Below are 24809 nucleotides of genomic sequence, written 5' to 3' on the forward strand. Positions count from 1 at the left end.
AGTTTTACTTAATCCTTTACCATCAACTTTAAAATTAGCAAGTGTGTTATTGTCCACAAAAGAGACATCATCACCACTTACGTAAGTGAACCCATTAAAATTTTGACTATAAAAAGTTACAGGTGTATTAGTATTTGCACCTGCCTTCGTTACTTCTAATAGAGTAGGTACTTTTGGTTCTTCCGAAAATTCACTTCGAGGAACATGTTTTAAAATTTTGTTAGACCAAACAACAACGCTGTCTGATTTCGAAGTACTAACCGGAACAGCGTTTAGTTCTAACGGTTTTGCAAAATAGGTAGTACTTTGCGCTGACAAATTCAATGTGATAGCCAACAATGCAAGTAAAAAAGCTTTTTTCATTTTATTTTTTGTCTTTAATGATTAATTCAATATTTTCCTTTGATTCAGTAGTCACTTTTTGAATTGTAAAGTCACCATCTTTTAAGCTTAGCGTAACTTTGCAATTGGGGTTACTTGAATCAACCAGTGTAATACTGTCGGTTTGAAGCGGTTTTTTAAGACCTGCTATTTCGGCTTTTAACGCTTTGATTTTCTTTTTTAATTTCATGTTTTTAGATAAGATTTTATTCATAAGATGATTTTAATTGATCGTTGTCACCATTCCAATTACCACTAATAAAAGAGTCTTCGACTATTCCCATGCAGTAATCACCTCGTTCTTTTTCGGCTTCATTCTCGTTTGGTGCAACCTTAAAAACCAGTAATCCTCCAATTGGAATTATCCTGGCTTTTAAAATTAAGTTCGGGTGAGCATTCGGGTCTATTTTATGCGCATCAAATTGATCTTTTTCAACTTTTGCACCAAGCGTGTTGACAAGCTGATTAATATTGCCCTGAGGGATCATTTCATCTTTATGCCAAAAGCTAGCCCAAGAAGCCCAAAATTGAGCCTCTGTAGGTTGTAAACCAGTCTTAAACCAGTTTAATATTGTATTTATTGGAGTAGCCATTAAAGTGGTATTAGTACATAATAAAATTTCAAGTCCTGAGTATTGGCAACAATTTCTCGAAGGAAAATTTCAAAAGAAGTTGATTGTTCGTTTCCATAAGTCCAAAACACATCATTATCATCATTCCAAAACGCTGATCTTCCTCTAAGAGCACCTAATACCATATAGTTTGAAGTGCCTACGGAAGGGAAACTAACGGTCATTTTTGTGTCATTTACATTACCGGAACTTCCAACATTTCCAATATTGAAAACAGATTTGCGTAAAAATGGACTGCTTAAATCAATTTTGTTTTTAATGTATGCCGGTGATAGAATGTCAGTAACACTCCAATCGCTTTGAACGTTAACTTCTGCTCCTTCAGCAATTGTTGATAATTTTTGCTCAATAGGGGATAATTTGTTTTGCAAGTCATTTACTTGTTTTTCCAAATTATTCACAAGAGTTGTGAATGAATTAAATGTATTTTGAATTAACTTCGTTTCAAAAGGGCGTATAAAAGAACTCCAGAGCCAAGATATTTCAGCCGTTCCAAAAGTTGCATGTCGATAGGTATATACTGGCTTTTGAATAGTAATGTTTTCAAACTGGCGAATTATTTGTGTTTCAACAATGACAACAGTCGATGTCGGTGTAACGACCGCGGATTTAAACTCAAGCAGTTCTCCATCTATAAAAATGAAACCATCTTTTACTGTATTTCCAACAAGTTCACAACCTGAAATAATGGTGTAGTTACCCGCAATACTACCAAATGCGTTAAAAATTTTATATCCAGTCACAAGTTCTTGTAAACGCTCTGTTGTTAATGGATAACCTCCGGTTTGATTAAAATTTGAATTATTCATCTATTAATATGTTATAGCGTTTACCGCCTGCTTTGTAAAATTTTATATGAGCGTGTAATCCAAAAAAATCTGAATCATAAACTTCCTGAGGAACAAAAACAATAAAGTCTAATCCTGTACTTGCAGTCTCTGCCTCACTTCTGATCCAAATAATTTGACTTTCATTTTCTGTATGTAAGAATGCATTTTGCAATTCTACTTCTGTGTAGATATAAGTTACTTCATGAATATTTCCATCTCCAATCCGAATTCTTCTTTGTAAAGGGTCGAACTTATCATTTAGTGATTTTCTTAAATAACAAACTTGACCAGAATACTCGATTTTGAAAATATTTTCAATTCGCCAGTTAGACCATTTATAGTGTAGTGAACCAATGGGAGTAACTAATGCCTGAACATATTTTACTAGGTTTTGTTTTCTCAAAAATGTAGGTAGCAATAATATGCTTAGTCTATTGAAATCAATTTTAAACCACATACTCAATATTTTCAAATGTTACAACATCAAAGTATCCCGATACAGGAATTTTTGAGATAGAAAAAGGTTGTGGCAAATCATAATCATTTATGAGAGGATTAATCCATGCACTTTGAGCGCTTATAATTGTTGCGTCCAAGACACCTGCTACTTTCTGTAATTTGTCGACTAATGCTGATAATCTTAAATCACCATCAAACGGGAGTTCTTTCATATATTCTGATATGGCTTCAATAACAGGATAATTGGCATTTCTTATGCTCATACCGTTTTTATCCAATACCAACACATCTCTTTTAATTTGTATGTTTAAATACAATTTATCAGGTCTGTAATTGACAACTGTTGTAGACACGCCTGCCCATTTGATCTCCTTTATGTAAGCTTCAAAAGTTTCCTTTTGCTCTGGTCTTATTGGTGACAGTTTACCTGATGTTTCACCTGCAATTTTAATAATTACACGACTGTCATTTTCAGATTCTCCAACAGCTGCGTACTTAATTATTTTGGAAATTTCTATTTCTTCAGGCTTCGCCATTGAGTTATCAAAATAATCACGGTCTTTAACTAAATCGAAACCATCTTGATATTTTAATGCCATTGTACGATACCACGGTAATGTACCCGATTTTTGATTTGCTAATTTTTCGTCAACTTCCTTATTGTGAAGATCAAATAAGGCTTCCAAAGCCCAAATTGAAAAGGAAACAACATATACCAATAATCTAAAAATTGCGGTTTTACTTGTTGAATTTAAACCTTTAAGATTTTCGTCAGAGGCTATTTTATCCAACATTTCTTTTTGTATTACTTCTATTTGTCTTGCCATTTTTATATAACTATAAAGTCATTTCCAATTATCATTGCCCCAATTCCAGAAGGACGGACTAACAAGTTGTCTGAGCTGCCTGTAGCAACTATTTGTTGTTTATTTATAAAATAGTCAACCAATTCCTGAACTATTAAAGTGCTTTTTACGACTTCTATTTTTTGAGAAGGTTTAGTATTATCAGTTATTGAAATACCGTTTAAAACAGCCAATTCAATAACAGTTAAAACGTTCCCGTTTTCCTGTATCGCTATGTCAAACAGGTTTTGATTATGTTGAGCGATTGATTGCATTTTTTTTAAGTATTCGGTTTTCTTTTTTTAATTCGCTTATCTCAGCTTGTTGAAGTTTAATTTTCCTGTCTTTCAATTTCAATTCTTCTTCCAACATGGAAATTTTTCGACATAATATATTTTCAAATTCCTTATAACGGTCTTCATATCTCGTTTTCAGGTCGTCCAAAATTTGTTTGTAATGACTTGAAAGTTTTATGTCGTTATCAATTGAGGTAGTCTCAGCGGTGTTTTTTGCTTGAAGTATTTCGACTTTCAATCTTTCTATTTCCTGTTTGTTTTTGCTCCTTGCAAAAAGAAATGTAAAATATCCAGTACCTCCGATTACTGTAATTAATGTCGATATAATTGAAATTGTTTGATTCATTTAAACATCATTTAAAAACTGATTAAACCTCTTTTTAACACTTAAAAATTGCTGCGCATTCACTAATGTGGTTGTGTTCCCAGTTCCGCTTGTTGTAGTAACCAAAAAACTCATTTCTCCTATAGCAGTTAATAAATCAGAGATCAGCCCTTTTAAGGTTTCGTTTTCCTTTTTAAGTAAAAAGCCGGATTCACTTATTTTAAATTCGACTTCATTGATTTTAAGATCTAAACTTTCAATTTCTGAGTAAGCTTCAACATATAATCTTTTCAAGTCTTCATTTATAGGACTTACAAGGACTGAACTGCCAATAGCCGGAAATAGGAAAAACTTATTCTTGTTTCCATCAATTACTGATGATAATTGTACGTCGGCATATTTAATTTGATCATCCGACACTGTACAAGTTCCTTGTTTCTTGTCAACCGATATAACTTCGACAGGAAAAGTATCGACATCTCTTTTTTGAAGCTTTCTGAAAGCATCTTGAAGTTTTTTATCCATTACAAACGATTACCTATTGTTACTTTTCTTCTAGCTCCTCCAGTTCCAAAAGTGGTAACTACTTTTTTTATAAAGTAATTACCCTCACGATTTGGATGTTCACTATCGATAAATTTCGCCTTCATTCCTCTAGTTGCGAACGGAATTAAAAAACTCGTCACATCACCATCAAAACCATCATATTTTAGCTTTTCGATTTCAGCTTTTGCCATTTCCTCAAGCTTTTTCATGTCTGAAATTACAGATGTATGGTATTCTCTTTGTTCGCCATCAGGGTCGCCAACCTCTATACTTTGCCTTTTATTTTTGGCATCGATATATGTGTATTTAATTTTAATTTTCCTGTCTTCCTTGCTCTTAAACTCAAGGCTGTTTTCGACAAGATTAAAATTCAAATCATAAAGTACAGTTTGACCTATATTGGTAAGTTGTTGTAAACCACAATAGAGTTTGCCATCATCTGTAATAAAAACAGACATTAATAAATCCTTTTTTAGACTTTCTAAAACTTGAGCTCCATTAGCATTTCTTATAATCCACTTATCCAACTGAATACTTGGAATTCGATCAGCTAATTCGACTGGAGTATCTTTCACAACCTCTTGAAGAATTTCCTTCATTGTTGTTTTTTCCCATGTTCTGGTAATATTTTTTCGCCTGAGCAACCAAATGGCATCTTCGCAATGTATTTCTAGTGGGGTCTTAGGACTAATTTTCTTCACATAACCAGTAAACTCAACACCTGAATATTTACCTTCATAGCCTAAAGTAATTGTAACCGGATCACCAACTTTAATTGCATTTTCAGTGTATTTTTGCTCGCCATTTTGTTTTACTTTAAATCGAGTGGGGAGCTTAATAATGGCGGTATCACCCATATCTTCGACCGATTTTGTTATTTCAATATCATTTACAGCATTGAATATAAAATCGCCTATTTCAACCTTTCCTTCGAGTATAAACATTATGTCAATAGATTAATTTTGGTTTTGTCCTTTTCGTTTAAATCAGCGAAGAAATCAGTATCGCTAATTGCTTTAATTGAGTATTTCTGTAATCCGGATTCTCCTATCATTTCATCAAATTGGATATCTTCAATTACTAAACTTCTAATCCCGAAAAGCTCAAAAAAGGCATTTTCCTCGACTTGTAGCGCATCATTAATATCTACTAATTCATTTAACGATTTCACTTGATCAGAAGGATATAACTCCGGATCATATTTGTCGACACAAACACCTTTAATTGATATTACATAATCATCTGTATTGATATATTCTTTTACAGTTCCCTTTTTGTATTTTCCAACGGTGACAGTTTTTACAATTGTTTTTGTCAATCCTATTGAGACAAGAGGCTCGTTTGGTAACATAAATATTTGACCTTTATAGGAAAGTTTCAATTGCATGAAATACTTCGCTCCCAAAAGTTGTTTTGAGTTTATACTGCTCAAATCTGGTAAACTATACTTTTTTTTATTTTTTTTCCACCAAATGGGGAAATGAGGTCCAACATAGTCAACGGCAGCCCTTACAAGTATTTCTTTTATATTAAACTGAGCCATTAGTCTGTTTGCATTTGATTTACACTATTTACTGCTCGCAAAAGCATTTCTTGAACTTTTTCACCTAAACTTTCAATACCCTTTTCAGTGCTTTCAACAAAGATTTTAGTGTCGTCTTGAAGCTTTTGTATATTGATCGTTATGTGAGTCATCTTTGATCCTCCGGAAACAATCGTATCTTTTTTTGCTTTTGAATCCTGATCTTTTCGTGCTCCGGCAGCAAGACCTTTGTTTTTTGTCAGATAGTCGTCGTAAGCAGAGGTTCCTCCTTTTTTTTGAGCCCCCGCATTACTAAATCTGTCTTTTAAGGCTTGAAAATCTTTTTTTATTCCGTTGGTATCAACCTTAATTCCAACCTGACTAAATTCATTTTTTGCTTTTGATGCGCTATCAACCATTTTTTTATAACCGTCTGTAATAGCTCTTTTTCTGGCTTCAACATCTCCATTAATCTGAGCAATCATTTTTTGATTATCTGTTGAATCACCCATTCCCACAGCTTCCTTGAATTTATACCAGCCAAGTTTTATTTTATCGATTCCGATCATTAGGTTATTTACAACTGATGTAAATTGATATTTTGCCGAATCTGTGAATGTTTGCCAAAGAAATTTTGCTCCGTTCACAGTATGTTTCCAACTTTCGCCCCAACCACTAGTATATTTTGTGACCATCCCAATGACCATAATCAAAGCCATAATTCCCAATACAATCCAAGTAACCGGATTTACAAGCATTAAGGCATTAAAAATACCAATGGCATTGTTCCATAACCACCACGCTGCAGTTAATACCATAATTTCTCTGGCAAAAGGACTTAAAATATCAATTATAGTTGTCAGTCCTACAGTTAACCAATTAACAACAACCAAAACACCGATCATTACATTTCCAAAAATTCCCAGAGCATTACTTGCATCGTTTACTCCAAAAGCCACCCTTAAAAATTCACTTAATGCTATAACGACTGGTTTGATCATTTCAAAAAGTATTGAAAACCATTCGGAGATATAGGATAAATTGTCACTTAAAAAAGCTAAACCAAAACTCAGAATTGTAAGCGCTCCCGTAAATATTTCACCGGATTCGCCACCAACGGCTACTAAAAAAGTATTCCATTGATCGCCAAGATTTGATATTTTACCACCTAAAGTTTGGGATATAGCTTCCATCGATCCTGCGACGCCTTTCATTTGTCCGTATTGTAATAATGCGTCAGTAATGGCATCTGAATTATTTTTTACTTCTTTTGTTACTCCTTTAAAAGAGAGCTTAACCATATCTCCACTTTTAGACGCTTTAATACCAAACTCTTTTAAACGTTCAAATTCGCCTGTTTGAGCATCTAGCATTGCTTCAGTTAATTGATCAAAGCCTTTTCCTTGTGACGATGCTAAATCTCCCAGCTTTGTCAGTTCGTCTTGTGTGGGCAGAACACCCCGATTGACGAGCTTAACAAAAGATCCGGTTAACTCATTTAAGGCAAATGGAGTTTTCGCAGCAAAATCATTCAGCATTGTTAATGCCGCAGCTCCGACCTTATCAGATTGAAACGTATTGATTAAAACAGCATTAAATTTTTCATATTCACTCCGGGCTTCTATTACTTTGTTGGTAAATGACCAGACGGCAGTTAGAGCAAAAACACTGGCTATTACACTTTTTAGTTTTGTTAACGTGTTAGAAAGACTGGAGGAAGTAGCTTGAACCTGATTAAGGTTATTATTTAAACCTCGTACATTATTTGCAGTTTGCCCGACTGATGCTGCGATCTGATTAAGCGCATTACTTGCATAATTTTTTAAGTTTACAATAAATGTGTAGGCGTTCATAATTGGGATGATTCTTTTTCTTTTGTCCTTATATAATGCAGATTTTGAACTTCTTCACACCATGATTTATCATTTAGTTTATGAGGATTTCTGATGTGCATGTAGTACTTCAAATAGGCATCTAAGAGCCTAATGTCAATAAATATTACTCCTTCTGAATTAGTTCTTACCAATTCAAAAGATGAGGCATCATTTCTATCAATGACTGCCTCATCTAAAGCTTTTTTAGCGAAGCAACTTTTTTGTTTTGTAATTTTTCAATTGCTTGATATAGTGGCATTCTTACTGAAGCGTCATCTCTATCATTAAAAACTTCATCTTTTTCAAGACAGATTGCTTCAAACAGCTTTTCTTGCGTTACAAAAGCTTTCCCACTTGGGTTTTTCTTTTCTGCAATTTTGATATCATTACGTGTAATCATTCTAACTTTGCACTTAAAATCCCCAACAGTAATAATTGAATTATTTCCCTCTGATTTAATTTCGGGATCGTCATAATTGAAAAAGTCTTTAATCTCATTTCTCGCTGGTAAGAAATACTCGTCGTTAGTCTTGATTTCTTCATCTCCTCCAATGAATAAAACATTAATCAATTCTTCGCCAAAAGCAAGATTCCCATTGGACATTGCATTAAATGCACGTTTGTAATCTTTCATTTTAGGCTCTCTTAGATAAGCTGTTTTATCTTCAACTGGCAGCTCATAAACACCTCCGTATTTAGCTTTCCAATCGTTAATCTGTTTATCGTCAATGACGATTTTTGCATCTTTTGTGTTCATAGCTTTTGTTTGTTTAAAAAAAACCATTCTTTCGAAAAAGAATGGTTTTTGAATGTTTGAGTTTGTTTAATTTATTGTTGATGCTTAATATCCAAGAAAATGATAGGTAATTCTACAAGCATGTTTTGATCTCCCTGTTTCATTCCTTTTTTGTATTCTTTAACCTCACAACTTCTTAGTACATCTGTGACAGTTGCACCTCCGTCATTTGGTGTAAAACTCCAAATCACATCGAAGTTTAAGGCTAGAATATCATTGTTAGGGGCATCCTTGATCATTGCTTCAACCTCACTTTGCCATAAGACAATTTTACCTTCAAAGTCTTTATTACCTCTAACAATTTTATGACCTACAGTTCCACGACCACGTAAAACTGTTTTTTCTTGTTTAGCGGTGTATTCAATTTCATCAACACCTTCAATAATTCTGCCACCAACAGCGATAGAAATATCATTCCAAGAGTAATTTTTACTAGTATATTCTGCCATTATTCAAGTGTTGTTGTGAATCCTATGTTCACAGTTATGAAATCACTATAACCAACAGGCAATAACTGAAGCTGAACATCCATATTGTTGCTTGTTAAAACATCTTGATTTTCATCTATGAATGCCTTAACTCCTGACAGTTCTCCAGTTTCAACCATAAGACCTCCAATTTGGCGTTCTATAGAGTTTTGCCAACCTTTTAGAATTGCCGGATGTACAGTTCCTGATTCCGTTACCGGAATTTCATCCGAAAGCTCTTCTACAAGAGTGGTATAAGCGATTAAAATTGCTTTGTCCATTACTAAACCACGTGCAAGACTATTGAAATCGTCAGTCGATTTTGTTAATGTTTTATCTCCAGTGAAGAAAAATCCGGACTTATTTGCAAAGCTTCGTAAGAATGTATAATTCTTATTATCGATCGCATCCCAAGCGGTGTCTAATGTCGAAATTGGTTCGCCATTTGTAAAATATGCTGCGAAAGGTTCTACAGCTCCATCTTTGACACGGGAAATTTTTCTTTGAGCTGGAATGCTTGCCAGTCTCCCTAAAGCCAAACCTATTGATGCTTCCTTAGATCCATCATTGTTCGCAATTACAATTGAAACTTTATTGTAATCAGTTGTCGAATAATCCTTAAGGCTTGAAACGTCACCGTCAAATTTATTTCCTGAGATCAGAATACGTACTGGAAAATAACGATCACTAAAGTCCTGTGCTAATGCCTGAGCTTTAACAACAGCTAAATGAACATCACTATCAAGTCCGTTAGTAATTGTTTCAGTTGTTCCGGATTTCTTTAAAAGACCTAAGATTCTGATTTTTCCTTTTGCATCAGAAAGTAACTTCTTTGCATAATTTTCTGTTAAATCAGCCTGATTTTCTAGTGTGATTGTCGACGGAACTAACATGAACCAAAGTTCAGCGCCTTTTTTAGCTTCATCATAAAAGCCTTTAATCTGATTGTATGCAAAGGCGTTTGTTCCAGTTTCTGAAATACCCAAATTTTGAGCTTCTTCAAGCGAAAAAATTTGATAAGAATTTCCGATAGTAACTTTGTTTGATCCGGTTACAGTTGCACCAGTCAAAACGAATCCTGGTATTTTTTGTACATCAGATTGTAATTGCCCTAAACCGCTGTTAGAGATATTAAATTTTATATTTGGTAAACTCATACTATTTTAAAAAATTTAAGTGCTAAGCCAATTATAAAACCAACCAATAAAGCTACAAACAAATCAAAAAGGGTATAGCCTGTTTTGATGTCCGTTTTAGATTGATCGGCTTTTTCTTTTAACCGGTATTCCTTTTCGAGCTTACTTTTTATTTTCGCAGCAATTGCGAGACTATCGCACGTTGCGGTGATAACAATACCATCAGGAACAATTTCGATTTTAGCGGTAGCATTACCGTTTTTCTGAGTAAAGACTTTTGGCTTTTGAAGGTTATTTAAATCAGGTTTAAACGATAAGTCCGAAACAGGAATCTTTAAACTTGTCTCTGATTTTGGAGCGTAAACAATTGTGTCTTTGTAGCTCACAATGCTTTCTTTTGTCGTTTCGATTGTTGTGTCAACTTTTTGAGATTCCTGCCGTTTAGAACGACAGGAAGTCAAAAAACAAAAACAAACGAACGCTATTAACAGTGTTGTTTTATACATCTTTGTATTCTTTAATTGCATCAAAACTTGGACATGCTTTGTGAACATTTGGAAAATCTCTATGTCCTTGAATCTTTGCGAGTGGAAATTTTAATTTTAGTTCTTTTAATTTCTTTAAAAGAGTAGCTTTCTGCGCTAACGTTCTGTTATCCGTCGGAATGTTTTTTTGATCAACTCCTCCGATATAAGAAATATTAATAGATTGACTATTGAAGCCTTGAACACCGTTTGAAACTTGTTCAATGGGTAACAATTGGACTAATTCGCCATCAGGTTTAATAATAAAGTGATAGCCGGGCATTTTCCAGCCTAATTGATTTTTCCAATAGCTTTGAATTGCGCTAATGCTCGTATTTTGAGAAGTCGCTGTACAGTGCACGACTATAAACTTTATATTTCTGGGCATAATTATTTTTTAATATTTTGAGTTGCTGCTACCCCTGAAGGTGATGCTGGATCTTCGTCAGAATCTTCGTCGAGATCAACTTCTATTAAATTTGAATTTTTTACTGTTTTCACTTCTTTGTCTTCTAAAGTTTCTCCATGATTTGAAGCAAACTTTTTAACGTCAAAAAGAAAACCATCTGAAGTAAGATGTATTTTTTTCTTCTTAGGGTTTTCAATAAAGTGATTTTCGACTTTTTCAAGAAATGCTTCATCAATATGAGAAGCATTCGTTTGTATGTTTTTTTTAGGCATCTTAGTTTAAAATTGCTCCTAGATATTTAGGATTGGTTGCACGAATGTTTCCTACCAAAGCTCTTTGAGCAAAAGAGATTTCATCTGCCTGAGTTGCTGCCGTCGCCAAAGTTTCATAAACTTCAGTATCTCCAAAACATCTGAAAACTTCGTCGGAGCACCATGTAAATGAGCACATCTTATCACCAGCTTCTAAAACAGAACCAAAAGGTTTTTTAACTCCGGCAGATGTATAAATTGCATTTTTGTTGTAGCGATGAACTTTGAAACCATACATGGTATTCGTATTCAAAATTTCTTTATGCAGAGCTTTATCTTCTTTCTTAATTTTTGCCATGTGTTCGGCAGTTAGGCAGATATTTAGATTATCGTAAATATCTAATGCATTATAGAAAGCTTCTAAGTCAATAATTGCATCAAGGACAGATCCAGCACCAACGGTTTTTATTTTATTAAAAGAATTGTCTGAAGCTGGCGCCCATGCAAAAGCAGCTCTTAATCCAATGTTTTTTGCTAAAGCCGTTTTATGACGCACTAACACAGATTGACGTTTATTATAAGACAACTCAATTTCTTGAAGTTTTCTGTGTCTGGTTCTTTCTGTTGAATATGTTCTTAATAAAACCTCGTTTGGAATATCAGTGATAGTTGCCAACGGCAAATCATCTTCATTACCCGCAAAATAATCTTCATGAACACCCGGCTCAATACCTGCTTCAGCAAGATGCAATTTATTGTTTTCTACATGCTCTGATTTATCAGTAGATGCAAAAACAAAACTATTATTTGGGATTGGATTCTCTTGGATACCTGCTACCCATACTTCTTTTTGTAAACCTGCCATTTATATTTTTTTATATGATTATTATTTGTTTTTACTATTTAGCTTCAGGATGCCTCACTCCGGCAGCATAATCTTTTGCTAACTGTGTGTATTTTGCTGCATCTTCATCTCTGATTTTACCAAGTTTAACGGGATCATGTTTTTGCAGGTAATCAAATGATTCTTTTGAATCGCCCACAACACCAGTACCATTTTTAGCATTTAAAACGACTTCTTTGATTTTTGAATGATCTCCTGACTGAGTGTTTTGTGCTTCCTTGTCCGCAATAAGTTTACTAAGAATAACTTTTTGACCTGCTGGATCTTTTTCATAAGCGGATAGCTGAACAGCTTTTAATCCGTCAGGCAATAAACCTAATTCAATGACCTTTTCAATCAATTGAGTACCTTCTTCTTTTGCGGCATCAGAAATTTGCTTTTCAAGTTTAGCAACCTTATTGTCAGATGTCTCTTTGTCAAGTTTGATTTTCTTAATCTCGTTTAATAAAGATGATTCATCAGCATCATGACTTAATGATAATGCAAGCGCAATAGTTTTTAAATGTGACATATTTTCGTTTTTATTAGAATTTACTTTGTTTAATTTGACAGGGTCAAATCCATATTTAGAAAGCTTTAGGGCATCATCATTTCCGCCAATTGGAACGATCGAAATTTCTACGAGTTTAGATTTGGTTACAGTTGCATAAAGCTGACCTTCTAAAATCAGTTCAGGATCCATTGATGTCTCAATTACATCGGCATATATTGATGACATTCTCAAATAACCTCTTTGAACTTTCCCTGCTATTTTTTTTGCAAATGGATCTTCTTCGTCAAATTCAATTGTTGCTATTAACTCAGTTCCTTTTACAATTAAAGCAATACATCTTCCAACAACTTCGCTTCCTCTGCTTTCATCATCCTTATTTTCTCTTGTATGTATGTATAAAACAACTGGATTTCGCAAATACTGTTTATAGTCGATACCGCTTGTTAGAACCCTGAATTTATATTCATTTACATTTTCTGTATTAACTACAAAGTCGTGTGTCATTGGCAATAATTTTATGTATTTCTTAATGTTTGATGAGGCAAAATTGGAGCGTTTTTGAAGTAAAACAAAATAGCGAATCAATGGTTGTACAAAATCAAAACAACCATTGTATCAAAACTTTACAGCCATTGGAGAGTGAATTTTTATAGCCTTATTATATATCGAAATTTGCTCTATGACAGATCTAATTTTAAACAAAACAGGCGATTTAGATATTCAAAATGGGGATATCATGATTGGTTATTCTGACAACCAACATCAGGAGCATATTTTATTGGCAAACAAAGGAGATTTTAAAGAGTTTCCTGAATTAGGCGTTGGCATCAACAATATGTTGAATGAAGATGATTTTATGCCTTTTTTGATTGATGCTAAAAAGAATCTTGAGTATGACGGAATGAAAATTAATAATATAAAGTTTGAGGAAAACGGAAACCTAAACATTGATGGCTACTACAAATAAAACTAAGGGTAGAATGACCGCTGCCGAAAGTGATTACAAAAAAAGTCAAGCAAAAGACCTGTTTGTCAAAGGTTTTTCTTTGACAAACATTTCTGAAATACTTGGAGTGGGCGTAAAAACACTATCCAACTGGCGTGAATTACATGACTGGGATAATGAGAAAGAATTAAATAGTATTCGTCCAAGCGAAATCAAAAAACTGATTTTACAATACGTGCTAGATATCCGTGATGGTAAAAAGCCAGCTCATAAAGCGGATGATTTAGCAAAAATATCTGCTGCGTGGGATCGAATGGATGACGATCGAAAAAAAGCAGTTCATACAATGGAGAGCTTTGACGGTTTTAGTCAGTTTATGATTGTTTTGGCAGGAACAAATACAGGTAAAAAGCGAGATGAAATCCTAGAATTATTGCAAGCTATCAGAGTGTTTTTTGATAAGTACGTAAACGAACTTGTAAGCAATGACTAAGACAGAACTAAAAGAGGCATTAGAAAAGTACAATAGAGAGTCGAAAAGAATTCAGTTACTTTCTGCTCATTCTCTATTTAAAGAAACGAGTGCTGAGCAAGAAGCAAGAATTAAACACCTTTTAAAGCCTGAAAACTATCTAGAGTTTTTTGAATATTACTACGGTGTTAACTCCGGTTTAGCTTTGGCAGATGCACCATCTGCCAAATTTCATCTATCAAGCTATTTAGAACTGTTTAGAAACCCTTTAATCAAGCAACAACGTCGTTGGTTTCGTGGAGCTGCAAAATCTATTCATACCAATGTTGGAAACCTTACACATCTTAAAGAAAACAATGAAGTTAATTTTGGATTAATCATAGGACGTACACTTGATGCAGGAAAGTTGTTGCTTTCTGATGTTCAGATGCACCTAGAAAGTAATGAACGGTACATTAAAGATTTTGGTATGCAAATGCAATATGGCTCTTGGGCAGATGGACAATTTGAAACCAATGATAAAAAAATGTTTAAGGCTTTAGGTTTGAATCAACCTTTTAGGGGATTACGTAACAATGCAAGTCGACCGGACTTTGCTTCTATGGACGATTTGGAAGATAGAAAGCAAGCCAAAAACGTTGAGATAACGAAAGAAAACGTTCAAAAATTAACTGGTGATTTAGGGAAGGCAGGTCAAAAAGGTCGTTTTCGTCAGGTCATGGCAAACAATTATATTGTTAAAAACGGAATAGTCGATGGATACGCAGAAAAGAACAAGAAATCGCCAAACTTTAAGATTAGTACGGTAAATCTTTGTGATACCAATTTTAAACCAAGTTGGGGAGAAAGATACACGGTACAGGACTGTAAAGACATTGTAAACGACACCGATTACCACACAAGTCAAAGAGAAGATTTTAACAACCCTGTTGAAGAAGGAAAACGAATTAAAGCAGAATGGATTCGATATAAAAAAACTCATGGCAATCAAATTTTTAACGGTCTCATTGAATTTTGGGATTTGTCATATAAAGATGGTGGCGACTTTAAGGCAGGCGGAGTTGTGTCTTTAGAAAAAGGTAGAGCCCATGTTTTAGAAATATTTAATCAACAAATAGACCGACCTACAGCCATGAATATGCATTATGAGTGGCAACAAAAATACAATGCTAAAGGAATGTCTATTATATCTTATTACGACGCAACTGCTGCACAGGAAATTGTTTATGAAACTGATTGGCTTATTGCATGTGAAGAAAACAATGCCTGTGATATTCCAATTCCGGATCACGCTTCAGGAGATAAACATGATCGGATTGATGCTACATTAACGAGCACATTTATGAGAGGTTTAATCACATTTGATGAGCGGTTAAAAGACACCCTTGACATGGAAAAAGCTGTCGAACATATTACCGCTTTTGAAAAAGGTTGTAAAACTCCGGATGATATACTTGATGTACTCGAACAATGCGTAAGAAAAGGGAGATTACTTTTTGGCTATTCTCAAAAAGAGGAAAACACTACAAAACCACTAATAGGCAAAAGAAAAACTACAAGACGAGTATGACACCACGTAAAGAATTATTCATAAAAGTAAAAGAAGCATTGGCAAAACTGCCTGAGCTAGAATTGATCGATTTACAGCGAAAACAATTCGCTAATGGAAAAGAAAATTACCCGAGTTATTTCACTGCTGCTTTAATTGAAATAAAGTCAATTACATGGGCAATGATGGTCGAACAGAAGCAAGAAGGGAAATGTACTCTTGATGTTACTTTTTATTGTAAAGACGGATGGATGGATCAATATAACAATACCGCAGATCCTGAACATGGACTAATTGAAATTGATATTATTGACAAAATTGTCGAGATACTTCAGGAGTTTCAAGGGGATCAATTTAAACCATTGAATCTTATTAATGAAGAACCTGTAGAAGAGGGGGACGAAATCATGAGTTATAAATTATCATTTGAAACCTCAATTTATAGGTCTGTAAATCCAAAATATATCTTTAAAAAACTCAAAATAACTAAATAATGTTTTTAGAAAAAACCGAATTAAAAACCGTAGGTGTTGATCAGATCATTAATACAATTATCAACAATGATGATTCTATAGTCGTTGAAATTATTGACGAAAATATTGATTTGATGGCAAACTACTTATACCAATATTATGATACTGAGCTAATCTTTAAGGCTACAGGCGAAGAAAGAAGTAAAACGTTACTAAAGCATTTAAAGGGATTGGTTATTCATGATATATATATCCGTCGAACAAAAGACGTGAATGAAGCTGCGAAAGTTCGTGCTGATGAAGCGCTGCTTTGGCTCGAAAAGGTTGCCAGCGGAAAAATAAAACCAAAGCTTCCAATTAGAAATGAGGATACTGATGGAGATGGAGTACCAGATAAGCCAGCAACCTTCTTAAAACTTGGTAGCCGTAAAAATTATCCTAATGGCTGGTAGTTTAGAAGAATTGCAAATTTTATTGAATAAAGCGGCAAAGGAAATACCTGATAAAGCTTTAAGAATAATTGGCGTTGAAGGCATCAAGTTTATAAAGAAAAACTTTCGTGATCAAGGCTTTAACGATACAGGCGTCACGAAGTGGCAAAAAAGAAAAACCACCAACAAAGACGGTAGGGATTTAACGAGATACACAACCAATAGGCGTGGTAGTGCCGGAAGTGCAACCAAGTTTGGAATGAGAAATGCTGATAGAGCAATTTTAGTTGGACATGACACCGGAGGAGATAAACTAATAAACTCTTTTAAATACAATGTCATAAAAGCAAGTAACCAAGTACACTTTCAAACCAGTAAAAAATATGCTGCTCGTCATAACGAAGGTCTCGATGGAATGCCTAAACGTCAATTTATGGGAAAGTCAAGATATTTAGATAATCAAATAAGTCTAAAAATAAAAAATGAATTAGACAAACTCTTAAGATAATATGAAGTCAATTTTTAATAAAATACAACAGACAGCGAAAAAGGCTGTAATAAATAGCAGGGTAAACTTTTCAGGAAATGCATTAGGCAAAAAGGTAAGTTTATCAAGTAATGATTCTGAAAATATAAATAAAATCACCAATTTAATGGTTGACGTTATTAGACGTCAACGTCGCTTATGGCGAAAAGAAATTAATGATTGGCAAGCGGCACGTTATGCATTTTATCAAGCAGAAATCCCGAGATTTTATCAAATGCAGGAAGTATATGATGATATAATGCTGGATGGGCACTTAACTGCGGTTACAGAGGATAGAACCTTAAGAACAACAAATAAAGACTTTGCCTTTGCTATTAACGGAATAAAAGACGATAAATTAACAGAGTACATCAAAGATCAAGAATGGTTTGATGTTGTATTAGAACAGGCTCATATGTCTACATATCGAGGAGAAACTTTTATTTGGATTAAAGACTTTTTAAAGGGGCAAATTAATGAAGTTGAAACGATTGATCGCGGTTTAATTATTCCTGGACAAAAGATACTTTTAAGTGATATCAATGGTAATTCCGGTTTGGATATTTCAGAAGTTGACGACGTTTTATTATATGCTAATTTCTACAGCAATATTGGAATACTTGAAAAAGCAGCAGTATACACAATCTTAAAACGCCATAGCTGGGGAAGTTGGGATGAGTTCGAGGAATTATTTGGTGTACCGATTAGAATTGCTAAGATAGCCTCCCAAAGTGAAACTGTAAAAAATGAAGTAGCTGGTTGGCTTGAAGAAATGGGTAGTGCACCTTACGGAGTTTTCCCAATTGGTACTGAAGTTGAAATTAAAGAAAATTCCAAGACTGATTCGTTTAATGTCTTTTACATGAAAATACAGGCTTTAGATAAAGAACTTTCTAAGTTGATCTTGCACCAAACAATGACAACTGAAAATGGTTCTAGTAGGTCGCAAGGAGAGGTTCATGAAAATACACTTGGAGAAGTTATAAGTTCAGATAGAAAAAAAATGTTGTCATTCTTAAATAAAAGAGTTGTTCCGGCAATGCGGAAGTTAGGTTATAAAATTCCTGACAATGCAAAAATTATCATCGAAAAAACGATCGTAGCAAAAGATCAAATTGACATTGATGGACAACTAATGTCAAATGGATATGTACTTAAGCAAAGCTATATTGAAAAAATTTATGGTGTCGAAATTGAGAGAATGCCTTCAGAAAACTTTACGAAAGAGACGTTAAATTCGGGAAAGGCTTAAGCCTGCTAAAATTGCACTATCGTTCAAAATGTTGTGATTCTGATCACAAAGCAGTAGAATTAAAGAATGATGGTATTTTTAGTAGGCTTATCGAAAGTTATATTCGCGAAATATTTAATAGTGTGTCTGGAGGAGGAAGTAAAGGAGCTATAAACCAATTGTTAAAACACTATTTTGATCATTTAAGTGAAGGTTTAAATGTGGGATATAACTCCAGTTCTGTTTTTTATGATGAAGATCTTGCACTTGCTTTAAAAAATGATATAGCATTATTTTCTGCTTTTAAAGAATCCAGCTTCAGAAAACTATTAGAATCCTTTTTGACCGAAAATAATGAAGTCGTTCCGTGGTCAAAATTCAAAAAGAAAGCTTTAGAATTAAATATCGAATACAACGAAAGATATTTAAAAACTGAATATCATCACACCGTTGCAACAGCAAATAATGTCGAAAAATGGAAGAGTTTTGTAGCTGATTCAGATTTATATCCAAACTTAAAGTATAACGCAATACATGATTCCAGAACCCGTGAAAAGCATCGTGTCTTAGATGGCTTAATTTTACCAATTAATCACCCGTTTTGGAAAGATCATATGACGCCAATTGACTGGGGCTGTCGATGCGATGTCGAGCAAACAGATGAAGATCCTAGTGATGTTATACCGGATTTTGAAGCTAAAGCCAGATTTAAAAACAATGCCGCTTTAAGCCAAAAGATATTTGGCGAAATAGTCTATAAAGAGGTTTTAAATAGTAACGAAATCAAAGATGCCGAAAAAATGGCTTCTAAGTTAATTGAAGATATTTCTTAAAGAAACTGAAATAATGTTGGTTGTGTAGATTCTGCAGGTTTAGAATTATCATTGTAAATCCCTTCGTATTTCACTATTGCTTCAACAGTTCTGTTTGCTAAAAAGGATTTATTGCCAACTTCTTCAATGATCGCATCAATACGCCATTTCGGATTTTTTGCCTGTAGATCGTAGAAAAGTTTTCTTACTTGGTTGTTTCTTTCGGTAAGTCGTTCTTTGCGTGTCATAATGGCAAAGATAAATAAGTTAATTATAATTTTCACATAAAAGAAGCCACTTTTTACAGTGGCTTCTTTTATGATTTTGATTTAAGATTTTGAAAGTAAACCTTGAATTCATCTAACGATTTATAGGTGTTATTTGTGACCGTTATATATGGTTTTCCTTTATTGAAATAAAATTTTGCTACGTCCTGACCTGTCAATAGTGAAATGTCTGAGTTACCAGAAGGACTGGTAAAGTTTTTGCTTGTTTGCCAAAATTCGACAAAAAACGAAATCAATCTTTCTTTTGATCCTGTAATTTTCAAAGATTTTATCGTATAAACATTATCGACAATGCCAATAGTATAATTGAAAACAAGGTTTGCATTTCCTGATTGAGCTATTTTATCGCCATAAATAATGGTATAAGAACCACCATCATGGAGTAATTTACTATTATCCGTTTTGGTAACAGTCATATTCATTCTATAAGTAAGGAACTCACTAATGTTGTTAGTGATATAGTTCATGTCAAAATATGTGATTTGACTTGTGAAATCGTATGGATCATTGACAACATTCTTCGCTGGATAATATGGTGATACTTCTTGAGCATTAACAAATGATACTATTAATAGGCAACTGAATATTATTATTTTCATTTTAAGTTGTTGTTTCAAGTTTTGAAAAATCATCACTGAAGTGAGTTAAAATAGCTGCTGTAAACATTCCCATAACAATTGCAAATAGTGCATCAGTTGGTTCGTCTTTTCCTTCCCAATAATGTGGTGTAACTCGTAATCTATCATTATTATCATTAACTTCAAAATGTAAAATAACGACATCAGCATATTGCTGGGCAATTGGGGTTATAAACCTTTTACCTGTGTGTGCTACATTTCTAGCTTCCCAAGTTTCTAATTCCTTCCCTACAGCTTTAAAGATTTTATCATTTAATACTTTTGCGTTTGTGGTAACAATATCAATTTTCATAAATTTTATTTTATTGGTTTAAGATAATTCGGTTATATTGAGCTTTGTAAGTTTTTAAGGTACTTTAATCCTTTAGATGTGATTTTTAGTGAGTTGCTATTCTGATCTAAGACACCCACTGCTATTAAATCATTTATAAGTGAATTAGGGTAATCCTTTGATCTGATAATTATCCTGTCTTTTTCATCTATTTGGAAAGAAAGTAATATTCTTTTTTCTTCCTCAGAAAGTATTCCACTCTCAAGTCTTTCTAATCTAGATGTTAAAGATCCATCAATCTTGTTGAGGTCTTGATATGCTTTGTTCATCTCATTAGCTTCCTTGAGTTTTTGATTTAATTGTACAACTGTGTTTTGATTAGTAATAGTCATTTCTTGGTTGCTAATCTGTAAAGATTCAATTTGATCTAATAATTCTTGTTTTTCTTTATTACCTGATTCAGCATTTTTTAGCTCTAGAACTTTTGATGCCATGTCAATTTTTTCTTGAAGAGTATTTCTTTTATCAACGTAAATATTTGCGATTCTTTGTTTTTTAGCGTAGACAAGTATTGCATCAATAACAATCATAATAAACGGAATGAAAACAGTATAAATCAGGGCTATTATTACGGGTGACCAAAAGGCACTTTTATTACAATATTCATTATTAATTACAATAATTTTATCTTCAATAGATGCATTAGAGAACATCAATATCAAAATGGGTCTCCAATTGTAAACAATAAAGGAACAAATAAAAGCCCCAACGATTGGTGTTTTTATTCGTTCCTTTGAAGAATCTATTACGCTTTTTATTAAATCTGCTATTGTCATCATTGGTTTAGTCTTAGGTCAAGCAAACATAATAAAAATAAGTAATTACTGCTAAAATTATTAACAGTGTTAAAATCAAATTACGTATTATTCTGCTGTACTTACGGTCAATTTCTTGATGTTTTAAAAGCATTTCAGCATAATGTTTGTCAATTATTTTTTGATATTGATCTATCATTTTTTCAAAGGTATTACGTTGCTTTTTATATTTTTTACGGATTTCCGTAATAGTTATTAATAATTTTAAAGTTTACTGTTTAAGATTATTTGCTATGTTTGTATCATGGATGAACCACTTTTGAAAATTTTTGATCTTGTCGTAAATTTAATTGCTAATGTAATGACCATCATTACAGCAGGTTTAGCTATTTATATATTTATTTCAAATAAAGACAAGATCAAAACGGCATTCAACTTCATTTTATCTTATTCCATTCAAATGACTTTAGCTGACTTAAGACATAAGATCGAAAAGCTAAACGATTACAAAACGACAATTCCTGAACAAAATGAAGAGATCATTAATGTCTTGCATGAAATTGAAGGTCATATTTTAGGAAATGAATATTTAAAGGATAAATTAGCTGTCCAACTCAAAAAAATCAATAATTTTACTCGTATCCGTAATCCGGTAGTTTTACTGGAGCCACAAAAAAGAAGTTTAGTAAGCGAGCTGAAAGAAAGTGTGCGAAATTTAGATCTATCAAACTTTACAGATACAATTACTTAATATATAGGAATATGAAAATAGTTTTAGTCATTAATTCAATAATTTCTCATCAGGAAAAGATTAGCAATATAATTGCGAATGGAGATGAAATCTTTTTTCTATATGATGGAAAACATAAATGGTCTGTTGATAAAATTGCTGAAGAGTACATCGATACTTATATTGTTAATTTTTACCCACAGGACGGTAATGAAAATAAAGTTCAAACACTAGAACAAATCATAGATCTAAAAATGTTTGGAAGTCCTGTTCGTATGGCAACATATACTACGAGACAATATTCAACAACTGAAGCTTATGAAACTTTTAAAGATTTATATGAAATAGTGTTTAATAAGGTTTATGGAATTGATGATATTTTCGATTCTATAATATCAGAGTTATAAAATATTTTTTTATCTTGTTAGCGGCTCTTTTTGAGCCGCTTTATTTTTACCTAGAGTTTTTTATTGATCCCACCAACCCTGATTAATGTAAACTTCGGCATATGGAAAAGCTGAGTTTTGTTTATTTTTCTCTTTTATAAATTCAGGCGTTTTTAGAAAGATCCTTATTTTTTGTGCTTCTGTCAATTTGCTAAATCTAGTCAATGAAAGTTTTTTCTTTGATAAAGGATTGTATGGGTATATTTTCCAAAATGCCGTAAATGAAAGATCGGGTTCTCCAACTTCCACAGTTGTCGTTTTAAACAATTTAGACCAAGACTTAATATGCTCTTCCTTCCACGGGAATTTACCATCGAGATAAAGAAATTTTTCCTGTTTTGGTTTTAAATCTCCTTCTAAAACATTAAAGAAGATTAAAACACCGTTTAAATTGTATTTAAACTGCCATATATCGCCTGATTGCATTTTTACAGTGTATGTTCTAACGAGACTCATTTTTTATATTATTTCTTCTAATTTGTAATACACTTGTATTCCCATTTCTTTAGCCTTTTTAAGGTGTATTTTTGATCCTTTACTATCTAGGTAGCATGGGAGCATAAAAATTGCATCACATGATTCTAAGGCATCTAAACATATTCCTATAGCTGTGTACCAATTCTCATTTGAGTTGTCTACTACTTCAATTGGATTTACAACATCAAAGCCTTTTTCTTCAAGCTCGATTTGCATATTTTTAAATTTTTCAGCTGTTGGTTCTGGCAACTCTCCGGTTACTTTGCCTGCTATATATATTGTCTGATTTATCACACTAACTTTTGATTTAAAAGATTAATTGTTTTTTGAATTTGCATTTTTATATAATCGTCTTCGACGTATTTCATTTGATCAATTAATAAGAGTTCCAATATGTCAGCCTCATGATGTTTGAACGATATTTTCATTGTCTTTTTCTGATCAAACAAAGTAGATTGTTTATTGATTGATCCCGTTTTAGACTCTATTTTAGTGACAACATCTAAAGCTATTGACAGTGTCGATTTTTCTTTTCGGGTATGTGGTGTCGAATTATAGACCGGTTGTAATGTCGTGGCAATAATGACAAATGTTTGCTGTGGTAATTTTATATCTATTTTCATCTAGCATTCGGTTTTTGATTCTGATAATTGTTTGTTACATTCTGTACAGAAAAGGGCAGTTGTTTCACAAGTTCCAACACTTTCTAAAACTCGTAAGATTGGTATATGATCAAAGCATTCTACTGGAATATCCATTTTATTGATTCATTTAGTGCATGTATTACTTTGCTTACTTCTGTTGGTGTCATTTTCTTTAATGGCTTTTTTACGGGAGATTTCGTTTTCAAAAAATGATCTAAGATGTCCAAGTCGGCAACCTCTTTACTGTTAACTTTTTTTACCCATTGTGCAGTTCGCATAATGGCTAAAATTGACATGTGTTGAGCATTATTTTTATCAAACGTTGACCATAGATTTTTTATGTGTTCTTTTTGACCAAGTTGTTTCAAAATCATATTCGCCTGGTCGAATGTCAAATCATTTGTAGACGTTTTTTTCACGTCTGCCGTAGCCCATTGTACCCATTCTTCTTTGATGTCTTTAGTAGGTGTATTGATGGCGATCATTCTTTTTTGATCTCCGGTTGCCATTGTATTTGACGGTATTGCAAATTCTTTCATAATGAGCTTTTATTACTGTTTTGAGACTGCTTGAGTAATGTTCTAATTCTGAATATTAGCCACTCAGTATAAGTGGCTATTGATCTCTTATTTGTTATTATCAGCAGAATAGCTAATAAAACGCTACAACTATAATCCGGATGGCTCATTGTAGAAATTGAATTTGTATCCTGCTGCAAAATCAACAGCACTTAATGAAAGAGGAACTGGTGTTTTAGTACTGTCATCGTTGGTTATAGACGCTTCGCAAAACCAAACTGATTTTTTAGGTTTATATGCTTTCGAAATGATGTCAACACCATCTGTAAATTCTTCATCGTTGAAGTCCTTTGTTAGTTTTTGAAGTTCTAATACGCGACTTCCTTTTAAATTACCTTTTGAATCCTTTTTTAATAGATTAAAGACCATGCTTACTAATGCAGCCGTTGCTTTGTCTCTCGCCAGCGATGCAATAAACTTCTCAACTTTATTTATTCCGGCATTCACAGTATCGTCCCAACCATCATTTACTCTGTAGCCGATTGTGATTTCTCCATGCTCACAAGAAAACGTATGTGTCATTTGCTTTTCTTTGATGCCATAAACGTCAGATTTTAGTTTTAAAACATCTTCAAAATATTGAAAAGCTTGCGTTTTTGCTTTTGAAAGTATTTCTGAGGCTAATGATAATTCGCTAATTGCTTTTGGCACTGTTTGTTCTACTAGTTCTTTATACGCCAAACGATCTTCTTCTTTTTCAGCCTCTTTTTTTGCTAATGCCGCTCTCAGTTCTGCCGGAGTAAATTTTAATAAATCAGGGGCTATCTTTGTGGTCTGTGTATTCATATTTTTA

The 24809-nt window shown here is 33.4% G+C and carries 39 protein-coding genes; 10 read left to right on the forward strand and 29 right to left on the reverse strand.

What is annotated here, in order from left to right; all coding sequences use genetic code 11:
- From NJT12_RS03260 to NJT12_RS03355, 20 genes are all read right to left on the reverse strand, one after another.
- Nucleotides 1-363: cupredoxin domain-containing protein (locus NJT12_RS03260; protein WP_271334496.1), on the reverse strand; the 363-nt coding region annotated here is incomplete at its 3' end.
- A 1-nt stretch (nt 364) separates the two neighbouring features.
- Nucleotides 365-595 (reverse strand): hypothetical protein, encoded by a 231-nt coding sequence (locus NJT12_RS03265; RefSeq protein ID WP_271334497.1) that lies wholly within the window; start codon nt 593-595, stop codon nt 365-367.
- Nucleotides 588-974 carry a hypothetical protein gene (locus NJT12_RS03270; protein ID WP_271334498.1) on the reverse strand — a complete coding sequence of 129 codons (387 nt, stop codon included), beginning with the start codon at nt 972-974 and terminating at the stop codon, nt 588-590. Before NJT12_RS03270 ends, NJT12_RS03265 begins: the two co-directional genes overlap by 8 nt.
- Nucleotides 974-1822: a hypothetical protein gene (locus tag NJT12_RS03275; RefSeq protein WP_271334499.1), complete on the reverse strand. Its 849-nt coding sequence runs from the start codon at nt 1820-1822 to the stop codon at nt 974-976. The genes NJT12_RS03270 and NJT12_RS03275 overlap by 1 nt, the downstream gene beginning before the upstream one ends.
- Nucleotides 1815-2300 (reverse strand): hypothetical protein, encoded by a 486-nt coding sequence (locus NJT12_RS03280; RefSeq protein WP_271334500.1) that lies wholly within the window; start codon nt 2298-2300, stop codon nt 1815-1817. Before NJT12_RS03280 ends, NJT12_RS03275 begins: the two co-directional genes overlap by 8 nt.
- A complete protein-coding gene (locus NJT12_RS03285; RefSeq protein WP_271334501.1) occupies nt 2290-3129 on the reverse strand; it encodes a nucleotidyltransferase in 840 nt (279 codons plus the stop codon). The genes NJT12_RS03280 and NJT12_RS03285 overlap by 11 nt, the downstream gene beginning before the upstream one ends.
- Before the next feature lie 2 nt (nt 3130-3131).
- On the reverse strand, nt 3132-3422 hold the full coding sequence (locus NJT12_RS03290; RefSeq protein WP_271334502.1) for a hypothetical protein: 291 nt from the start codon (nt 3420-3422) through the stop codon (nt 3132-3134).
- Nucleotides 3400-3789: a hypothetical protein gene (locus NJT12_RS03295; protein ID WP_271334503.1), complete on the reverse strand. Its 390-nt coding sequence runs from the start codon at nt 3787-3789 to the stop codon at nt 3400-3402. Before NJT12_RS03295 ends, NJT12_RS03290 begins: the two co-directional genes overlap by 23 nt.
- Nucleotides 3790-4293: a hypothetical protein gene (locus NJT12_RS03300; RefSeq protein WP_271334504.1), complete on the reverse strand. Its 504-nt coding sequence runs from the start codon at nt 4291-4293 to the stop codon at nt 3790-3792.
- A complete protein-coding gene (locus NJT12_RS03305; RefSeq protein ID WP_271334505.1) occupies nt 4293-5258 on the reverse strand; it encodes a late control protein in 966 nt (321 codons plus the stop codon). Before NJT12_RS03305 ends, NJT12_RS03300 begins: the two co-directional genes overlap by 1 nt.
- Nucleotides 5258-5857 (reverse strand): DUF6046 domain-containing protein, encoded by a 600-nt coding sequence (locus NJT12_RS03310; RefSeq protein ID WP_271334506.1) that lies wholly within the window; start codon nt 5855-5857, stop codon nt 5258-5260. The genes NJT12_RS03305 and NJT12_RS03310 overlap by 1 nt, the downstream gene beginning before the upstream one ends.
- Entirely contained in the window at nt 5857-7689 is a 1833-nt protein-coding gene (locus NJT12_RS03315; protein ID WP_271334507.1) for a hypothetical protein, read from the reverse strand. Before NJT12_RS03315 ends, NJT12_RS03310 begins: the two co-directional genes overlap by 1 nt.
- Before the next feature lie 214 nt (nt 7690-7903).
- Nucleotides 7904-8467 (reverse strand): hypothetical protein, encoded by a 564-nt coding sequence (locus NJT12_RS03320; RefSeq protein WP_271334508.1) that lies wholly within the window; start codon nt 8465-8467, stop codon nt 7904-7906.
- Nucleotides 8468-8538: 71 nt separating this feature from the next.
- Entirely contained in the window at nt 8539-8955 is a 417-nt protein-coding gene (locus tag NJT12_RS03325) for a hypothetical protein (protein ID WP_271334509.1), read from the reverse strand.
- Complete coding sequence (locus NJT12_RS03330; protein WP_271334510.1) at nt 8955-10130, reverse strand: DUF2586 family protein; 1176 nt, start codon at nt 10128-10130, stop codon at nt 8955-8957. The genes NJT12_RS03325 and NJT12_RS03330 overlap by 1 nt, the downstream gene beginning before the upstream one ends.
- Nucleotides 10127-10615, reverse strand: coding sequence for a hypothetical protein (locus NJT12_RS03335; protein WP_271334511.1), 489 nt, complete (start codon nt 10613-10615; stop codon nt 10127-10129). Before NJT12_RS03335 ends, NJT12_RS03330 begins: the two co-directional genes overlap by 4 nt.
- Nucleotides 10608-11021 (reverse strand): N-acetylmuramoyl-L-alanine amidase, encoded by a 414-nt coding sequence (locus NJT12_RS03340; protein WP_271334512.1) that lies wholly within the window; start codon nt 11019-11021, stop codon nt 10608-10610. The genes NJT12_RS03335 and NJT12_RS03340 overlap by 8 nt, the downstream gene beginning before the upstream one ends.
- 2 nt (nt 11022-11023) lie before the next feature.
- Nucleotides 11024-11314, reverse strand: coding sequence for a hypothetical protein (locus tag NJT12_RS03345; RefSeq protein ID WP_271334513.1), 291 nt, complete (start codon nt 11312-11314; stop codon nt 11024-11026).
- 1 nt (nt 11315) lies between these two features.
- Entirely contained in the window at nt 11316-12158 is an 843-nt protein-coding gene (locus NJT12_RS03350; RefSeq protein ID WP_271334514.1) for a hypothetical protein, read from the reverse strand.
- A 34-nt stretch (nt 12159-12192) separates the two neighbouring features.
- On the reverse strand, nt 12193-13194 hold the full coding sequence (locus tag NJT12_RS03355) for an HK97 family phage prohead protease (RefSeq protein WP_271334515.1): 1002 nt from the start codon (nt 13192-13194) through the stop codon (nt 12193-12195).
- Between the two features lie 175 nt (nt 13195-13369).
- On the opposite strand from NJT12_RS03355, the gene NJT12_RS03360 reads away from it, so the two are divergent.
- From NJT12_RS03360 to NJT12_RS03395, 8 genes are read left to right on the forward strand one after another with little or no spacing between them, the layout of a single operon-like run.
- Nucleotides 13370-13657 (forward strand): oxidase, encoded by a 288-nt coding sequence (locus NJT12_RS03360; protein WP_271334516.1) that lies wholly within the window; start codon nt 13370-13372, stop codon nt 13655-13657.
- Nucleotides 13641-14129 (forward strand): terminase gpP N-terminus-related DNA-binding protein, encoded by a 489-nt coding sequence (locus tag NJT12_RS03365; protein ID WP_271334517.1) that lies wholly within the window; start codon nt 13641-13643, stop codon nt 14127-14129. The genes NJT12_RS03360 and NJT12_RS03365 overlap by 17 nt, the downstream gene beginning before the upstream one ends.
- Nucleotides 14122-15678: a hypothetical protein gene (locus tag NJT12_RS03370; RefSeq protein WP_271334518.1), complete on the forward strand. Its 1557-nt coding sequence runs from the start codon at nt 14122-14124 to the stop codon at nt 15676-15678. The genes NJT12_RS03365 and NJT12_RS03370 overlap by 8 nt, the downstream gene beginning before the upstream one ends.
- A complete protein-coding gene (locus NJT12_RS03375) occupies nt 15675-16151 on the forward strand; it encodes a hypothetical protein (RefSeq protein ID WP_271334519.1) in 477 nt (158 codons plus the stop codon). The genes NJT12_RS03370 and NJT12_RS03375 overlap by 4 nt, the downstream gene beginning before the upstream one ends.
- Nucleotides 16151-16582, forward strand: coding sequence for a phage protein Gp36 family protein (locus NJT12_RS03380; RefSeq protein ID WP_271334520.1), 432 nt, complete (start codon nt 16151-16153; stop codon nt 16580-16582). The genes NJT12_RS03375 and NJT12_RS03380 overlap by 1 nt, the downstream gene beginning before the upstream one ends.
- Nucleotides 16572-17069, forward strand: a complete 498-nt coding sequence (locus NJT12_RS03385; RefSeq protein ID WP_271334521.1) for a phage morphogenesis protein — start codon at nt 16572-16574, stop codon at nt 17067-17069. Before NJT12_RS03380 ends, NJT12_RS03385 begins: the two co-directional genes overlap by 11 nt.
- Before the next feature lies 1 nt (nt 17070).
- Nucleotides 17071-18339 carry a phage portal protein family protein gene (locus NJT12_RS03390; protein WP_271334522.1) on the forward strand — a complete coding sequence of 423 codons (1269 nt, stop codon included), beginning with the start codon at nt 17071-17073 and terminating at the stop codon, nt 18337-18339.
- Between the two features lie 11 nt (nt 18340-18350).
- Nucleotides 18351-19151, forward strand: coding sequence for a phage head morphogenesis protein (locus NJT12_RS03395; protein ID WP_271334523.1), 801 nt, complete (start codon nt 18351-18353; stop codon nt 19149-19151).
- Here NJT12_RS03395 and NJT12_RS03400 read toward each other — a convergent pair.
- The 4 genes from NJT12_RS03400 to NJT12_RS03415 form a co-directional block, all read right to left on the reverse strand.
- Nucleotides 19148-19378, reverse strand: a complete 231-nt coding sequence (locus NJT12_RS03400) for a hypothetical protein (RefSeq protein WP_271334524.1) — start codon at nt 19376-19378, stop codon at nt 19148-19150. The two genes, NJT12_RS03395 and NJT12_RS03400, sit on opposite strands and share 4 nt — an antisense overlap.
- A gap of 68 nt (nt 19379-19446) precedes the next feature.
- Nucleotides 19447-20016 (reverse strand): hypothetical protein, encoded by a 570-nt coding sequence (locus tag NJT12_RS03405; RefSeq protein WP_271334525.1) that lies wholly within the window; start codon nt 20014-20016, stop codon nt 19447-19449.
- 1 nt (nt 20017) lies between these two features.
- Entirely contained in the window at nt 20018-20347 is a 330-nt protein-coding gene (locus tag NJT12_RS03410; RefSeq protein WP_271334526.1) for a hypothetical protein, read from the reverse strand.
- Between the two features lie 32 nt (nt 20348-20379).
- Nucleotides 20380-21165, reverse strand: a complete 786-nt coding sequence (locus NJT12_RS03415; protein ID WP_271334527.1) for a hypothetical protein — start codon at nt 21163-21165, stop codon at nt 20380-20382.
- Between the two features lie 280 nt (nt 21166-21445).
- On the opposite strand from NJT12_RS03415, the gene NJT12_RS03420 reads away from it, so the two are divergent.
- The gene (locus NJT12_RS03420; protein WP_271334528.1) at nt 21446-21892 is read left to right on the forward strand and encodes a hypothetical protein; all 447 of its coding nucleotides are present in this window, start codon (nt 21446-21448) and stop codon (nt 21890-21892) included.
- An 11-nt stretch (nt 21893-21903) separates the two neighbouring features.
- Nucleotides 21904-22278 (forward strand): hypothetical protein, encoded by a 375-nt coding sequence (locus tag NJT12_RS03425; RefSeq protein ID WP_271334529.1) that lies wholly within the window; start codon nt 21904-21906, stop codon nt 22276-22278.
- Nucleotides 22279-22338: 60 nt separating this feature from the next.
- Here the strand turns inward: NJT12_RS03425 and NJT12_RS03430 are convergent, their stop codons facing one another.
- From NJT12_RS03430 to NJT12_RS03450, 5 genes are all read right to left on the reverse strand, one after another.
- A complete protein-coding gene (locus tag NJT12_RS03430) occupies nt 22339-22773 on the reverse strand; it encodes a hypothetical protein (RefSeq protein ID WP_271334530.1) in 435 nt (144 codons plus the stop codon).
- A 3-nt stretch (nt 22774-22776) separates the two neighbouring features.
- Entirely contained in the window at nt 22777-23088 is a 312-nt protein-coding gene (locus NJT12_RS03435) for a DUF4406 domain-containing protein (protein WP_271334531.1), read from the reverse strand.
- Complete coding sequence (locus NJT12_RS03440) at nt 23085-23417, reverse strand: hypothetical protein (RefSeq protein ID WP_271334532.1); 333 nt, start codon at nt 23415-23417, stop codon at nt 23085-23087. The genes NJT12_RS03435 and NJT12_RS03440 overlap by 4 nt, the downstream gene beginning before the upstream one ends.
- A gap of 119 nt (nt 23418-23536) precedes the next feature.
- Nucleotides 23537-23977 carry a hypothetical protein gene (locus NJT12_RS03445; RefSeq protein WP_271334533.1) on the reverse strand — a complete coding sequence of 147 codons (441 nt, stop codon included), beginning with the start codon at nt 23975-23977 and terminating at the stop codon, nt 23537-23539.
- A 129-nt stretch (nt 23978-24106) separates the two neighbouring features.
- Complete coding sequence (locus tag NJT12_RS03450) at nt 24107-24802, reverse strand: DUF3164 family protein (RefSeq protein WP_271334534.1); 696 nt, start codon at nt 24800-24802, stop codon at nt 24107-24109.
- Nucleotides 24803-24809: the final 7 nt, after the last annotated feature.

The organism is Flavobacterium azizsancarii (assembly GCF_027980145.1).
In the GTDB taxonomy this organism is placed as follows: domain Bacteria; phylum Bacteroidota; class Bacteroidia; order Flavobacteriales; family Flavobacteriaceae; genus Flavobacterium; species Flavobacterium azizsancarii.